Raw genomic sequence first — 14,384 nt, forward strand, 5'->3', positions numbered from 1 at the left:
CGTCCGCCCGCGACGCCGGCGCGGACGGGGGTGACGGCCGCGGCGACGCCGCGGGTCGGGACCCGCGGATCACCATCGCCCGCCGGGAGCTCGCGTCGCTCAGGAGCGAGAAGACCATCGTGCTCGCGCTGCTCATCCAGCTGTTCGTCGCGGCGTTCTCCTCGTTCCTCGTCGTCGGGCTGGTGTCGCTGTACGACCCCGGCGCGGGCGACGGGTTCACGGTCGAGACGGCGGTCGCCGGCGACGACGCCGAGGACCTGCTCGCGGCGGTCGGGGAGGTCGACGCGATGGAGGGGAGGCTGTACCCGTCCACCGAGGCCGCCGCGGACGCGTTCGCCGATCGGCGGGTGGACGCCGCGCTGCTCGTGACCGGGACGCAGCAGGGACGCTACGAGGTCAGGGTGCTCGTGCCGGAGGGCAACGTCGGTACGACGGTCGTCGTGACGCAGGCCCGTCAGGCGCTCCGGGCGTTCGAGCGCGCCGAGCGGGGCGAGCGCGAGGCGTCCCTCGAATCGAGGACGCTTGCGCTCCCGCCGCGCGGGGACGCGTCGCCGTACTTCGGGTTCACCTACACGGTGCTCGTGCCGCTCCTACTGTTCCTCCCGGTGTTCATCGCCGGCTCGGTGACGGTGGACTCGATCACCGAGGAACTTGACCGCGGGACGCTCGAACTGCTCCGCGTCGCGCCGGTAACGATGACCGACATCGTCGAGGGGAAACTGCTCGCTGCCGCGGGGCTGGCGCCGCTGCAGGCCGGCCTCTGGCTGGGCCTGCTGGCGTTCAACGGCACCGCCATCGCGCCGGCGGGGTCCGCGTTCGAGACGGCTATCGGCGTCGCCAGCCTGCTCGCGCTCGTCGCCGCCACGGCCGCCGTCGTCGCGTCGATGGGCGCCGCGCTCGCGCTCCTCGCGCCGGACCGACGGTCCGCACAGACGGTGTACTCGCTCGGCACACTCGGCCTGTTCGGCGCCGCGGCGCTCTCGCCCGTCAACCCGGCGAACGTCGCCGCGCGGCTGGCGGTCGGCACGGTGGACGCGGCGACGTTCCTCGCGGTCGGCGGACTGGTCGTGGCGGGAATCGTCGCGCTCGCCGGGGCGCGAGTCGCGGTCGGCCGGTACGCCGCCTAGCGAGCGAGCGTCTCGACGACCGTCTCCTTCTCGCACACCAGGTTGTAGGCGCCCTCGTCGTCGTTCCAGAGGACGAGGACGTTCTCGAACGAGAGCACGGCGCCGTAGGGCGCCGCCCGCAGGTCGCTGTTCATCGCCGACTCGCCGGTGAGCACGGCGTAGTGCTCAAGCCGCTCGGAGCCGTCGCCGACCTTGAACAGCGGGTTGGCGTCCGGTCCGGCGAGGTTCGCCGAGAGCTTCACCGCGAGGAGGTTCACCCGGTCGGTGACGTGGTCCTCGGAGTCGGCCATCCGGGCGTGTCGTTCGCGGCTGGCGACGACCGGGACGCGCCGTTCGCCGTCCGTCCGCAGGACCGCGTAGGAGAACTTCACGTCCACGTTCACGAACTCGCCCGGGTCGTCCTCGGGGCCGCGCCGGGCCGCGTCGTCGAGTCGCCGCTGGAACCCCGGTACCGCGAGATCCGGGCGCTCGTCGAACGACCAGCCGCGGTCCGACGGCGCCTCGCCGGGCCACAGCCGGAGGTCGGGCGCGTAGACGGTCACGTCCGAGTCGGGCGTCGCCACCGCGCGCTCGACCTCGCGCATCCCGGTGGACGTCTCGAGGTCCGCGGGCGCGAGCAGGACGCAGGCGCCGTCCTCGGCGAGCGCGCCGAGGTACTCCCGGACGACCGCCTCGGGGTCGGCGAGTTCCGAGAGGACGTTCCCGAACAGGACCAGGTCCGCCTCGCCGACCGAGGCGGGGTCGAACGCCTCGGCGGTCGTGCGGTGGACGGTCGACCGGAAGTTGCGGCGCGTCTCGGCGAGCAGGCGCTCCAGCACGTCGGCGTTCGCGCTCGGCTCGACGGCGTGGTAGTCCACCAGCGCGTCGTCGGGGAGGTAGTCGTGCAGGCCAAGCGTCGGCCCGCCGGTGCCCGCGCCGACGTCGAGCACGCGGAGCCGACGGGGGAGCAGGCGGCGCTCGGCGAGGGTGTCGAGGACGTACCCGACGGCGGCGTAGAAATCGGGCAGGTGGTAGATCGCGTAGCCGAGCGCGGCGTCCGCGTCGTAGTCGACGTCGCGGCCTCGGTAGTAGTCCTCCTTCAGCCGACTCACGACCTCGCGAAGCCGCTCACCGCTCTCCCCATCGTGCCAGTCCGGCCCGTATCGTTCGACCAGCAGGTCCTCGAGGACGTCCGCGTAGCGGTCGGGGAATGCCGCCGGCTCCCAGCCCGGCGGGTCGGCCGGCTCGTCGTTCGCAGGGACGAACGCGCCGTCCTCCCGCTCGAACAGCCCGAGGTCGAACGCCTCCTCCCGGAGCGCCTGCCGGACGACGGCCGGGTGGGGCTGGTCGGGGAGGTACTCGAAGACCTCCTCGGGGTCGACCGGGCGGGCGTGCCGGAGGTACTTCGCCGTGTCCCGGAGGGCCTCGCGGTCGACGCTCATTCGCCGTCCCCGGATCGACTTCCCTCGGTTTCGCCACCGCCGCGTCGCCGGCCGGCCCCCTCGCGGGGGTCGCTCCCCACCCGCTCGCGGGCCTCGGCGAACAGCTCCGAGAACGAGTCGCTATCCGCCTCGGCGAGTTCGGCGGCCGCCTCGGCGATCGCGTCGGCGCCGCCGAACGCCTCGCGTATGTCGCCGTACACCGCCGCGTCGCCGGCGGTCACCGTCCCTGCGAGCTCCGAGAGCGGCTCGGAGACGGGGGTGTGGAACTCCTTGGGCACGTCTTCGGCCGCGAGCGCGTACGCGAGCACCGCGGTGTGGGCGCCCGTCTGGACCGTCCGCATTGCCTCGTCGTGCTCGGCTGCGGTCGTCTCGAACACGTCGTTGTCCGCCTCCCGCATGGTCTCGCGGACCCGCTCGACGACGGATCCGGATTCCCCGGGGACGTAGGCCACGCGGCCCGGTGCGCGCGGCGGCGCGAACAGCGGGTGGAAGCTCGCGTACTCGGCCTCCGCGTGCTCGGCCATCGCGGCCAGCGGCTCGGTCATCGCGCCGGAGACGTCCACCAGCGCCCCGGTCGCCGCGTTGGGTGCGTGCGCCTCCACGGCCTCCGGGACGGCCGGGATGGGGACCGCGAGCGCGACGCAGTCGAACGCCTCGTCGGTGTCGAGGGGGACGACCCGCCCGTCGACCATCTCGTCGGCGGCGTCCATCGCCACCTGGGGGTTCGTGTCGGCGAACGCGACGCGGTCGACCGCCGGCCGGAGCGTCCGCGCCAGCCAGCGGCCCATCTCCCCGGCGCCGACGACGAACAGTCGCATGGCTCCCGCTACCCGGAGGCGGCGTGAAAACGTGTCGGTCCGTCCCCTCGGAGCGTCGGCGAGGGTGTCGGCTAGGTGAACGCGTCGATCAGCCAGGCGACGACGCCGACCGCGATCAGGACGATCCCCAGCATCGACGTGGCCGGTTCGGGGAAGATGAACAGCACGACCCCGGCGACGAGGAGGATCGAGATCAGCGCCTCGTCCCACCAGCTCCCGCCGTCCTCACCCTCCGGAACGACGTCGCCCCCCTCGGCCTCGTCCGCCGCGTCGTACCGCTCGTCGCCGGGAGCGGTCTCGTCCGTGTCCCGCCGACGGGACACCGGCGGCCACCCGTATCCGATCGACAGTCCCCGCCCCAGCCAACCGAACGATCGGCGTTCGTCGACTCGATCGTCCTCGTACGCGTCGTCGGTACCGGGGTCGTTACCTGCGCCCATACGGTGCCGATTGGACTGCGAGACCGGAAACGCTTCTGGGCACCTGTCCGTCGAGTGGGACGTCCGTGCCGGCCAACGGACCGTCTCTCCGGTGCCGACGACGAGCAGTTCGATGCTCCGAAGACGACGGAGCGCCATCGGACGGGTATCGGTCGACTCGATGTCCGGCCGAGCAACCTGCCGTTTCCAAACGTTCTTTACGCCCACCACGATCGTGAAACGTGTGATGCCCTCCACCTCGCGCCGAACGTTTCTCGGGAGCGTTGCGGCGACGACCCTTTCGACTTCGGGTTGTACGGCGCTGGACTCCGCCGAATTCGAGAGTCGGTACAACGGCGAATCGAACGGCCCGCTCGTCGTCGAGACCGAATCGGACCGGCCGCCCGCGTACGACGCCGCCGTACTCGGCGACGCGGCCGACGCGGAGCGGGGACTCCGACCCGACCGGGTCTCCGAGGGAATCCGGCAGTGGCTCGCCGAGATCGACTACGACGAGGAGTTCCTCGCGGTGTTTCAGTCCAGCCGGGCCATCACGCCCTCCGGGGTGGGGAAGGGCTGGTGCCCCGAATCGTCAGTCTCGGGAGGGACGTTCACGTTCAACCTGCCCCTCGCGTCGGAACCGCCGTCGATGGGCGACGGTCGGTGGTACGTCGTCCTCGACCTGTGGCGGCTGAACGGGACGGAAGCGCCGACGGACGTGCTCGTCGAACTGACGACCCCCGAGGACGACGACCGTCGCTGTCGGGGCCGACGGTGAGGAGGAACCCGACTCGGGTCGGGGCCGCCGCCTACTCCAGTTCCAGTTCGACCGGGTAGTCGGTGAAGTTCTCGTAGCCGTCCTCGGTGACGACGGCGATGTCCTCGATGCGGACGCCGCCCACCTCGGGGTCGTACAGGCCGGGTTCGATGGTGACGACGTGGCCCGGCTTCAGTTCGCCGCCGCGGGGGTTCAGGCCGGGGGCCTCGTGCACGTCGAGGCCGACGCCGTGTCCCGTCGAGTGGATAAACCCTGTCTCGGTCGTGGAGTCCGAGCGGAGCGTCTCGTACCCCTCCTCCTCGTACAGGTCACAGACCGCGTCGTGGACGTCGGCTCCGGTGGCGCCCGGTTCGAGCGCGTCGAACGCGGCCTCCAGCGCCCGGTGGGTCACCTCGAAGCGGCGCCGGACCTCCTCGCTCGCCTCGCCCTTCACGAACGTCCGGGTCATGTCGGCGTGGTACTTCGACGCCTTCCCGCGCGGGAAGATGTCGATGATGATCGTCTCGTTCGCCGAGAGCGGCCCGCTCCCCCGGTCGTGGGGGTCGGCCGCGTCGGCGCCGCAGGCGACGATGGTCTCGTCGAGCGAGCAGCCGTGCCGGAGCAACGTCACCTCGATCTCCTCCTGGACGCGCTCGCTCGTGAGCGGGTCGCCCTCGACCACCAGCGTCCCGTCGGCGTCGACGTCGGCCGCGCGAATGAGCTCCTCGGCGGCCCCCATCGCGGCCTCGTTCGCGTCCTGGGCACGTTTGACGTGGTCGACCTCCTCCGGCGTCTTGGTCGCCCGGACCATCTCCACGACGTCGTCGTGGTCGACGCCGACGTCGACCCCCCGGTCTCGCAGGCCGTCGGCGACGCCGACCGGGAAGCGGTCCGGGACCAGTACCGACTCGGCGTCGAGGTCGGCGAGGAACGTGGCGTAGGTCCGCGCGGTCCCCTCGGCCTCGCCGTACTCGTCGACGCGCTCGTAGTGGTCGTACTCCGCGAGGCGGGCGACCGTGTCGGCCCGTGACTCCTTGCTCGCCCGGCCGTACTCCAGCCCCGAGACGAGCACCGCGAGCGAGTCGCCGGTGTAGGCGGTGAAGAACGGGTCCGGCGCGTCGAACCCGGAGAGGTAGAGCTGGTTCGAGTCCGCGCTGTCGGCGTCGATGCAGTAGGCGTCCGCACCCGTCTCCGCGAGAAGCGAGTCGAGCTGCGAGAGATCAGGATCCATACCGGCGAGAGTCAGCCGTCGGTGAAAGCCGTTGTCCATCCGGAACGGCGCGGGGAGGTGGAGAGGATGGGCGCGATCCAGCGACCCGTACCAATCGGGAATTGATCGTGGGTAACCGGGCCGTGATCGACGGCAAACGGTGCGTGCGGCCTGACGTATCATGCCTCACGTTGAGGCGACGGGGGTCCCACTGGGCGGTGATGGCAACGGTGGCGGCGTTCACTGTGGGCGCCGACGAGTTCCCGCTGGGGGCGGTGTTCGAGGACCTTCCGGGAGTCACCGTCGAACTGGAACGGGTCGTCCCGACGAGCGACGCGGTCGTCCCATACTTCTGGGTCCGCAACGCCGACGAGTCGGACGTCGTCCGGAGCTTCCGGGTGCACCCGGGGGCAGGGAACGTCGAACTGATCGACAGCGTCGGCGACGAACAGCTCCTCCGGTGTACCTGGGACCCGGCGCAGCTGGGAATGCTGCTCGCCATCGAGGAGACCGGCGTGACGCTCCTCTCCGGGGTGGGAAACAGCGAGCACTGGACGTTCGAGATCCGCGGCGACGACCGGGAGGCGGTCGCGCGGTTCCAGGCGTACTGCCTGGAGCACGACGTTCCCATCACGCTGACGAGCGTGCAACGGCTCACACCGTCCGATCGACGAGCGGTCGACGGCCTGACCGACCTCCAGCGCGAGGCGTTGCTGCTCGCCTACGAACGGGGGTACTTTGACACGCCGAGGCGAGCGACGCTTGAGGAACTTGCGGCGGAACTCGACATCACCCGGCAGTCGTTCGCGGCTCGCCTCCGACGGGGTCACCGGACCCTGATCGACGTCGCCCTGCTGTAGCGTTCCCCTTCACTACCGTTCCCGGGAGCCAGCGCTCGGTTAACTATCCGATTTCTGTGGTCTGACGATCCCACTCGTCGCCGACGCAGAACTCCGTTGGTGAACTCACGAGTCTCGTAAGCGTCGGCCGGTCGTTCCGTCGGCGCACGTGCACGACGATACAGTGTCGGAGCGTGACCGGTGTGGTACGATCACGATGCTGTGTCCGTGATTTCGGATCCGGGCTGTGGGGAGCACGTTCGAACGGGAGCACGGAGGGAAAAGTGAACTACATAGTCAGTGGCCACACGGATACGCCGCGTCCCCGTCACTGGCGTTAGGATGGACCAGCATCAACGCGGGCCAACCGATGATACCGACGACGCTTCCGGGTTCGGGCTCTGTTCGTTCGCGGAGTTCGAGTACCGGCCGAAGACCAACAGCTACGAGGCGCGATACGACGAGCAGACGGTTCCCCCGTCCATCGCCGTGATCGGCGCGATGTCGCTCCTGCTCGACGAGGCGCCGGAGGATCTCGTCTCCCTCGGGGAGAGCGTCGACCTGGAGGCGCTCGACGCGCTCCTCTCGTCCGGCGCGAGCCGGGTCGGAAACGAGGCGAGCGTCAGTTTCCGCTACTACGAGCGGGATATCAGCGTCGACACGGAAGGGACGATCACGGTCGGCGAACCGGTGGCTGAGGAGGCCGATATCGGAGCGAACGGTCGGGTCAGTTCGACCACCTTGTGACCCGGAACGCCGCGTCCACGCGTGGCCGGAGACGTCGCCGCCATCGGTACACACTTGCCGGCGGGAGCGGTGCCACGCCACATGGACGCACACGTTACTCCGTCCCGGGTTCGGGGACGGGCGCGCGCACCGCCGTCGAAGAGTTACACGCACCGGGCACTCCTCGCCGCGGGCTACGGCGACGGAACCGTCGTCAGCGACCCACTCGACAGCGCTGACCCGAGAGCGACCGGCCGGGCCGTGACTGCCTTCGGCGGCGCTGTCGAGTGGGACGACGATGCGAACGTCGCCCGCGTCGAGGGGTTCGACGGCCGGCCCGGGACGCCCGAGGACGTCGTCGACTGCGGGAACTCCGGGACGACGATGCGGCTGGTTACCGCCGCCGCCGGCCTCGCCGAGGACCTCGTCGTGTTCACGGGCGACTCGTCGCTCCGCTCCCGACCGCAGGGGCCGCTCCTCGACGCCGTCGAGTCGCTGGGCGGCCGGGCCGAGTCGACCCGGCGAAACGGGCGGGCGCCGCTCGTCGTCGGCGACGGAATGACCGGGGGGACCGTCGCCATCCCCGGCGACGTCTCCTCGCAGTTCGTCACCGCGCTTCTCATGGCCGGCGCCGTGACCGACGAGGGCGTCGCCGTGGAACTCGAGACCGAACTCAAGTCGGCGCCGTACGTCGAGATCACCCGCGAGGTGCTGGCCGACTTCGACGTCGAGACCGAGCGAACCGACGCGGGGTTCCGTGTCCCCGGCGACCAGTCCTACCGCGCCGACGAGTACGCGGTCCCCGGCGACTTCTCCTCGATGTCCTACCTGCTCGCCGCCGGCGCCGTCGCGGCCGCCGACGGCGAGGCGGTCGTCGTGGAGGGCGCCCGACCGAGCGCGCAGGGTGATTCCGCGATCGTGGAGATCCTCGAGCGGATGGGCGCCGACGTCGACTGGGACCGCGAGGCGGGCGAGATCACCGTCTCCCGGTCGCACCTCTCCGGCGTCGAGGTCGACGTTGGCGACACGCCGGACCTCCTCCCGACGATCGCGGTCCTCGGCGCGGTCGCCGACGGCGACACCCGAATCGTGAACGCCGAGCACGTCCGCTACAAGGAGACCGACCGGGTGAGCGCGATGGCCGAGGAGCTCGAGTCGATGGGCGCGTCGGTGACGGAGGAACCCGACTCGCTCGCCGTCCACGGCGATCGGACGGACCTCCGGGGCGCGACCGTCGACGGGCGCGGGGACCACCGCCTCGTGATGGCGCTCGCCGTCGCCGGCCTCGTCGCCGACGGCGAGACGACCGTCCGGGGCGCCGAACACGTGGAGGTCTCCTTCCCGGGGTTCTTCGACACCCTGGAGGACCTCGGCGCCTCGGTCGGAGTGGAGTAACCGACCCTCCCCCTCGCGTTCCCACCCAGCATCGTTTTCGGGATCCCGCCCGAGACGTGGCGTATGGACACCGATCCCTTCACCTTCGACTTCCAGCCGGGAGCGATCCACTACGGCCGGGGCCGCGTCGCCGACCTCGGCGCGGCGCTCGCGGACGAGGGGCTCGACCGGGCGCTCGTCGTCTGCGGTTCGAACGTCGGGGCGAACAGGGACCTGATGGACCCGGTCGAGGCGGGACTGGGCGACAGGCTGGTCGGCGTGTTCGACGGGACGACGCCCGACAAGCGCGCTGAGACGGCCGTCCGCGCCGCCGAGCGGGCCGACGAACTCGACGCGGACGCATTCGTCCCGGTCGGCGGCGGGTCCAGCCTCGACGTGGCGACGGTGGCGAGCGCGCTCCGGGCGGACGGCAGGGGCGTCGCCGACGTCCGGTCGGAGGTGCGCGAGACGGGCGGTATCTCGATGCCGGACGACGAGTCCGCGCTCACGCCGCTCGTCCCCGTCCCCACGACGCTCGCCGGCGCCGACATGTCGGTCATCGCCGGCATCACCGTCGATCTGGGCGACGAGGTGGTCAGCACCGGCGTCGGCGGCGAGGCGCTCATGCCGGCCGCGTTCTGTTACGACCCGGCGCTGTTCGAGACGACGCCCCGGGGCGTGCTCGCCGGCTCCGCGATGAACGGGTTCGACAAGGCAGTCGAGACGCTCTACACGCGGAATCGCTCGGCGATCACGGACGCGACGGCGACCCGGGCGGTCCGCTTCCTCCTCGACGGGCTCCCCTCCATGTTCGACTCCGAGGCGGCCATGGACCGCGCCGTCGCCGGCATCGTGCTCGCCCAGTACGGCGTCTCCCGCCCGGGCGCCATGACGCTGAACGTCGTCCACGCGTTCGGCCACGGGCTCCGGGACGCGTTCGGGATGCAGCAGGGGGTCGCACATGCCGTCGTGGCGCCCCACGTCCTCGACGACCTGCTCGACTCCGAGGCCGACACCGAGGCGCTCTCCGACGCGTTCGACGCTCACGGCGACGACGGCGTGGTTGACGGGGTGACCGAACTTCGGGACCGGCTCGGACTCCCGGAGCGGCTCGGGGACGTGAACGGGACCTCCCGCGACGGGCTGGACGAGGCGGCCGAGGTGACGGCGACGGACCGATTACTGGCGAACGCACCGGAAGGGTACGAACTCACGGAGGCGGACGCGCGGCGGCTCCTCGACGCGGCCTGGTAGCTGGGAGAGGAACGTCGGTCGGGTCTACTGCGAGCTCGCGGTCGATGCGACGAATCATCCTCGCTAGCAGACACGGATTCCAGCTCAGGGTTCATCGATCGACGCGGCGCCGATCACGAACGAGTCTCCCGATCACGAGCGATGCGACACCTAGTGGGATCGCGATTCCTGCCGAGATAGTGGCGACCACACCAAGCGCTGGCGGAGGAACGTTCGCTACTGGGCAAGTGGATAGCAGCTCAGGGAACGGGAGGATGTACTCCTCACCACCCCACGACGCCGAACAATTGTAGGAGTAGAACCCAAGAGCGGGACCAAGTAATAGGGCAAGCGATTCTGGGAGTCCTCCTCCAAGTGACGAGGTGAAGACAGCGGCGGCAAAGAACAGAGCGAGGACGATGACAAACAGCGGTGGATCACGTGCAACCAGTGGTCGACTCGTGACGAGTGCTCCACCGAGAGCGACGAGCACCGCCGCTCCAACGGTTTTCTTGTTACTTCCGAGTAAGAGGCCAGAGAACCGAGTGATCGTAGAGTACATCGTCCGTTCAGTTCCGCATCCGGTTCACAAAAACGTTCTCAGGAGACGTACCCCCGGACCAGCGGCGAGACGAGGAACAGTCGATTCGCGGTGACTGACGCACGGCAACCTGCATCACGATCGACATCGACACGGATACGTCGGAGCCCTTCCGGGCGATAGGACCGCATTCACCACGTCACCTCCGACACTGCCGACGCCCCCCCTCCGTGAGGTACATACGTGATGTGCCGCATAAGGGGGTATGAGCGCGACGGGGCGGCCGGTACACGCCCTCTTTCTCGCCGATGGGGACGCCGAACCGGCCAAGGGGGCCGAGTTCGGGGTCCGATTCGTTCCCGTCGCGACGGACGACGAAACCGAGGAGCGGCTTCGCGAAGGGACGTTCGACTGTATGGTCGTTCGAGCCGACGACGCCGCGGACGTGACCGAGTTCGCCGGACGCGTCGCGGACGTTGCGCCGGGCCTCCCGGTACTCTGGTCCGAACCCGACGCCGACGGAGCCGAGACGTGTCGTCGAGTGCGAGCGGTGTCGGACGGGTCCCTCCCAGGTGCCCGACGTGCGCTCGAACGCGTGTCCGAGGCCGTTTGGACGGTCGACGAGGACTGGCGCGTCACGATCTGGAACCGGCAGGTTGTCGAGTTGACCGACGTCCCGGCGGCGTCCGCGCTGGGAACGCCCCTACAACACGTGCTCCCTGAGGCAGTCGGGGACGAACTGGAGGCGACGCTGGAGGACGCGATGGCCACCGGTGAGGAGCGGACGGTCGACGTCGAGTGGCCGACGGACGGCACGCCGGTCGAGTGCCACGTCTACCCCGAGGGGGACGGGATCGAAATCCACGTCCGCGTTCGAGACGCTCTTCGACCCGCGGACGAGGCCGCGGAGAGACCCACTGGGATCGGCGGGCGTCCGGACGACTGGCTCGCCGTCGTCGTCGATGCGATGCCGTTGAGCGTCGTCGCGCTCGACGACGGCGGCACCGTCACCCTCTGGAACGGGGCAGCGGAGGAGACGTTCGGCTGGACGGCCGACGAGGCGGTCGGCCGGTACCACCCCATCGTCCCGGAGGGGAGTCGCGAGGCCTTCGAGGCGAACCTCCAGCAAGCGCTCACGGGGGAACCGATCCGTGGACGGGAGGTGACGCGGGTGACGAAGGACGGCCGGGAGCTCGAACTCAGGCTGTCGACGGCTCCGTTCACCTACGACGACGCGGAGGAGAACTCGAGGACGGAGGTCATCGCGATACTCGAGGACGTCACCGAGCGGAAGCGTCGGGAGCGACAGCTCCGCGCGCTCCAGGAGGTGAGCAACTCGCTGAACCTGGCCTCGTCTACCGAGGAGGTCGCACGCGAGGCCGTCACGGCCGCCGTCGACGTGCTCGACCTGGAACTGACCGCCGTCTGGCGGTACGACGCCGACCGGGACGCCCTCGTCCCGCTCGCCGGGAGCCCCGATACCGAGGAGGCGTTCGGCGGGCCGCCGGTGTTCCCCGCCGGATCCGGGCTCGCGTGGGAGGCGTTCGAATCCGGCGAGTACCGGATCTACAGTCACGTCCACGAGGCCGAGCGTCGATACAACGCCGAGACGCCCGTCCGGTCGGAGCTCATCGCGCCGCTGGGCGAACAGGGGGTGATGATAACCGGGTCGCTGACGGAGCGGTCGTTCGACGAGGCGACCGTCGACATGTTCCGAACGCTCGCGGCGGCCGTCGAGGCTGCGCTCGTCCGGAGCGACCGCGAGGCGCGACTCGAGCGCCAGAACGAGCGGCTCGACCGCTTCGCGGACGTCGTCGCACACGACCTCCGGAACCCCCTCTCGGTCGCCGAGGGGTTCCTCGAACTGGCCGAGGAGACCGGCGACCCGGAGCACTTCGGACGGGTCCAGGGCGCGCTCGACCGGATGGACGGGCTCGTCGGGGAGCTCCTCACGCTGGCACGGAACGCGGACGACGAGCCGTCGGAGCCGGTTGAACTCGACGAGGTCGTCCGGCAGGCCTGGGCGCACGTAGACACGCGCGACGCCGTCCTCGAACACGAGTCACTCCCGGAGATAGAGGGAAACCGGAACCGACTCACGCAGCTGTTCGAGAACTGTTTCGGGAACAGCGTCGAGCACGGGGGGAACGACGTCACGATCCGCGTCAGACCGCTCGAGGACGGCGGGTTCTACATGGAGGACGACGGCGTCGGCATCCCGCCCGACCACTACGACAGGGTGTTCGAGAACCGGTTCACCACGCGGGAGAACGGGACCGGGTTCGGCCTGGCGATCGTCGCCGAGATCGCGGAGGCACACGGCTGGACGGTCGAGGCAGGCGAGGGCGCGGACGGCGGTGCGCGGCTGGAGTTCCGCCCGCTGTGATCGATCCCGCGGGTGCCCGCTGATGATGGATTCTGCGAGCGATGGGAGAAACCGCGCGAAACGAACTCGGGGTTGACGAACGGCTTTCCGGGCCGACGGCGTACGGTCGAGCATGAGTCACGAGAGCGCGCGGCCGCCCGAGAGCGTCGGGGGGCCCGACGGGATCCCCTTCCTGGGCTCGTTTCTGGACCTCCGGCGCGACTCCTTCGGCTTCCGGGAGCGCGTCGCGGACGAGTACGGCGGGCTGGCCAGGTACACGGTGCTCGGCACGGACGTGTTCCTCGTCACCGACCCGGCACTCGTCGAACAGGTGCTCGTCCACGACAACCAGCGGTACGTGAAGGGCGACCTGTTCCAGCAGTCGCTCGGGCCCGTGCTCGGCAACGGGCTCCTCAACAGCGAGGGGGAGTTCTGGCGCCGACAGCGTCACCTCATCCAGCCGGCGTTCACCCCCGACCGTATCGCGGAGTACGCCGGGATGATGACCGAGAGCACGGCAGACGCGACCGCCGGCTGGCGCGACGGCGAGGTGCGGGACGTTCACGGGGAGATGATGGCGCTGACGCTCGACATCGTCGCCACGGCGCTCATGGGCGTGGACATCCGCGACCGCACCCCGGCCGTCGGCGCCGTGCTCGACACCGTGATGGAGGCGTCGGTCGGGTCGCTGGTCGATCTCCTGCCAGCCTGGGTGCCGACGCCCGAGCGACAGGCCGTCGACGAGGCCGTCGCAACGCTGGACCGGATCGTCGACGAGATCATCGCGGAGAAGCGCGCCGACCCGGGCGAGGACGTGGTGTCGGCGCTCCTCCGCGCGGAGGACGAGTCTGGTGAGGGGATGAGCGACGAGCAGATCCGCGACGAGGTGAAGACGCTGCTGCTCGCGGGCCACGAGACGACCGCACTGGCGCTCACGTTCACCCTCCACCTGCTCGCCCGTCATCCGGAGGTGGAGCGAGAACTCCTCGGCGAACTCGACGACGTACTCGGCGGCGACCGGCCGACGCTGGCCGACGTCGGGGAGTTGTCCTACCTGGAGAAGGTCGTCACGGAGTCGATGCGTGTGCTCCCGCCCGTACACGGTATCCTCCGGGAGCCGACCGAGGACGTGACGCTGGGCGGCGTTCGGATCCCCGCCGGTTCGACGCTGTCCATCAGCCAGTGGGTCGTCCACCGCGACGGCGACATCTACGACGATCCGGAGTCGTTCCGGCCCGAGCGCTGGACCGACGAGATGGAGGCCGACCTCCCCCGCCTCGGCTACTTCCCCTTCTCCGCCGGACCGCGTCGGTGTATCGGCGACCGGTTCGCGATGCTCGAGGCGAAGCTCGTGCTGGCGACGATGCTGCAGGAGTACCGCCTCGAACTCGTCGAACCGGCCGACCTCGACCTGCTGGCGAGCATCACCTCGCGGCCGAAGAACCCGGTTCGGATGCGAATACACGAGCGAGCCGACGGCGAGGCGGCGACCCACGGCGACCGCGCTGACGGGAACGTCCCGGCCGAGGAGTGACCGACCTCGCGGTTCCCGCC

Annotated in this window: 13 protein-coding genes; 8 read left to right on the forward strand and 5 right to left on the reverse strand. The window is 70.3% G+C overall.

Going from position 1 to position 14,384, the window contains the following annotated elements:
* Positions 1-68: 68 nt before the first annotated feature.
* The gene (locus HUG10_RS05710) at positions 69-1,127 is read left to right on the forward strand and encodes an ABC transporter permease (RefSeq protein WP_246310248.1); all 1,059 of its coding nucleotides are present in this window, start codon (positions 69-71) and stop codon (positions 1,125-1,127) included.
* Here the strand turns inward: HUG10_RS05710 and HUG10_RS05715 are convergent.
* From HUG10_RS05715 to HUG10_RS05725, 3 genes are all read right to left on the reverse strand, one after another.
* Positions 1,124-2,548 carry a small ribosomal subunit Rsm22 family protein gene (locus HUG10_RS05715; RefSeq protein ID WP_179168646.1) on the reverse strand — a complete coding sequence of 475 codons (1,425 nt, stop codon included), beginning with the start codon at positions 2,546-2,548 and terminating at the stop codon, positions 1,124-1,126. The two genes, HUG10_RS05710 and HUG10_RS05715, sit on opposite strands and share 4 nt — an antisense overlap.
* Positions 2,545-3,366 (reverse strand): prephenate dehydrogenase/arogenate dehydrogenase family protein, encoded by an 822-nt coding sequence (locus tag HUG10_RS05720; RefSeq protein WP_179168647.1) that lies wholly within the window; start codon positions 3,364-3,366, stop codon positions 2,545-2,547. Before HUG10_RS05720 ends, HUG10_RS05715 begins: the two co-directional genes overlap by 4 nt.
* Positions 3,367-3,437: 71 nt before the next feature.
* Complete coding sequence (locus HUG10_RS05725; RefSeq protein WP_179167591.1) at positions 3,438-3,806, reverse strand: hypothetical protein; 369 nt, start codon at positions 3,804-3,806, stop codon at positions 3,438-3,440.
* Between the two features lie 226 nt (positions 3,807-4,032).
* On the opposite strand from HUG10_RS05725, the gene HUG10_RS05730 reads away from it, so the two are divergent.
* Complete coding sequence (locus HUG10_RS05730; RefSeq protein WP_179168648.1) at positions 4,033-4,563, forward strand: hypothetical protein; 531 nt, start codon at positions 4,033-4,035, stop codon at positions 4,561-4,563.
* Between the two features lie 31 nt (positions 4,564-4,594).
* Here HUG10_RS05730 and HUG10_RS05735 read toward each other — a convergent pair whose 3' ends face one another.
* Positions 4,595-5,773 (reverse strand): M24 family metallopeptidase, encoded by a 1,179-nt coding sequence (locus tag HUG10_RS05735; RefSeq protein WP_179168649.1) that lies wholly within the window; start codon positions 5,771-5,773, stop codon positions 4,595-4,597.
* Positions 5,774-5,973: 200 nt separating this feature from the next.
* On the opposite strand from HUG10_RS05735, the gene HUG10_RS05740 reads away from it, so the two are divergent.
* The 4 genes from HUG10_RS05740 to HUG10_RS05755 all read left to right on the forward strand — a co-directional run bounded on the left by HUG10_RS05740 (position 5,974) and on the right by HUG10_RS05755 (position 9,945).
* On the forward strand, positions 5,974-6,612 hold the full coding sequence (locus tag HUG10_RS05740) for a helix-turn-helix domain-containing protein (RefSeq protein WP_179168650.1): 639 nt from the start codon (positions 5,974-5,976) through the stop codon (positions 6,610-6,612).
* 321 nt (positions 6,613-6,933) lie between these two features.
* A complete protein-coding gene (locus HUG10_RS05745) occupies positions 6,934-7,338 on the forward strand; it encodes a HalOD1 output domain-containing protein (protein WP_179168651.1) in 405 nt (134 codons plus the stop codon).
* Positions 7,339-7,419: 81 nt separating this feature from the next.
* Positions 7,420-8,712 (forward strand): 3-phosphoshikimate 1-carboxyvinyltransferase, encoded by a 1,293-nt coding sequence (aroA, locus tag HUG10_RS05750; protein WP_179168652.1) that lies wholly within the window; start codon positions 7,420-7,422, stop codon positions 8,710-8,712.
* A gap of 63 nt (positions 8,713-8,775) precedes the next feature.
* A complete protein-coding gene (locus HUG10_RS05755) occupies positions 8,776-9,945 on the forward strand; it encodes an iron-containing alcohol dehydrogenase family protein (RefSeq protein ID WP_179168653.1) in 1,170 nt (389 codons plus the stop codon).
* Between the two features lie 91 nt (positions 9,946-10,036).
* On the opposite strand, the gene HUG10_RS05760 is transcribed toward HUG10_RS05755, so the two are convergent.
* Positions 10,037-10,486 carry a hypothetical protein gene (locus tag HUG10_RS05760; protein ID WP_179168654.1) on the reverse strand — a complete coding sequence of 150 codons (450 nt, stop codon included), beginning with the start codon at positions 10,484-10,486 and terminating at the stop codon, positions 10,037-10,039.
* Positions 10,487-10,730: 244 nt separating this feature from the next.
* Here HUG10_RS05760 and HUG10_RS05765 point away from each other — a divergent pair, with 244 nt between their 5' ends.
* Both HUG10_RS05765 and HUG10_RS05770 read left to right on the forward strand, forming a co-directional pair.
* Positions 10,731-12,851, forward strand: a complete 2,121-nt coding sequence (locus tag HUG10_RS05765) for a PAS domain-containing sensor histidine kinase (protein ID WP_179168655.1) — start codon at positions 10,731-10,733, stop codon at positions 12,849-12,851.
* Positions 12,852-12,963: 112 nt separating this feature from the next.
* Positions 12,964-14,364 (forward strand): cytochrome P450, encoded by a 1,401-nt coding sequence (locus HUG10_RS05770; RefSeq protein WP_179168656.1) that lies wholly within the window; start codon positions 12,964-12,966, stop codon positions 14,362-14,364.
* Positions 14,365-14,384 lie beyond the last annotated feature (20 nt).

This window comes from Halorarum halophilum (assembly GCF_013401515.1).
Lineage (GTDB): Archaea > Halobacteriota > Halobacteria > Halobacteriales > Haloferacaceae > Halorarum > Halorarum halophilum.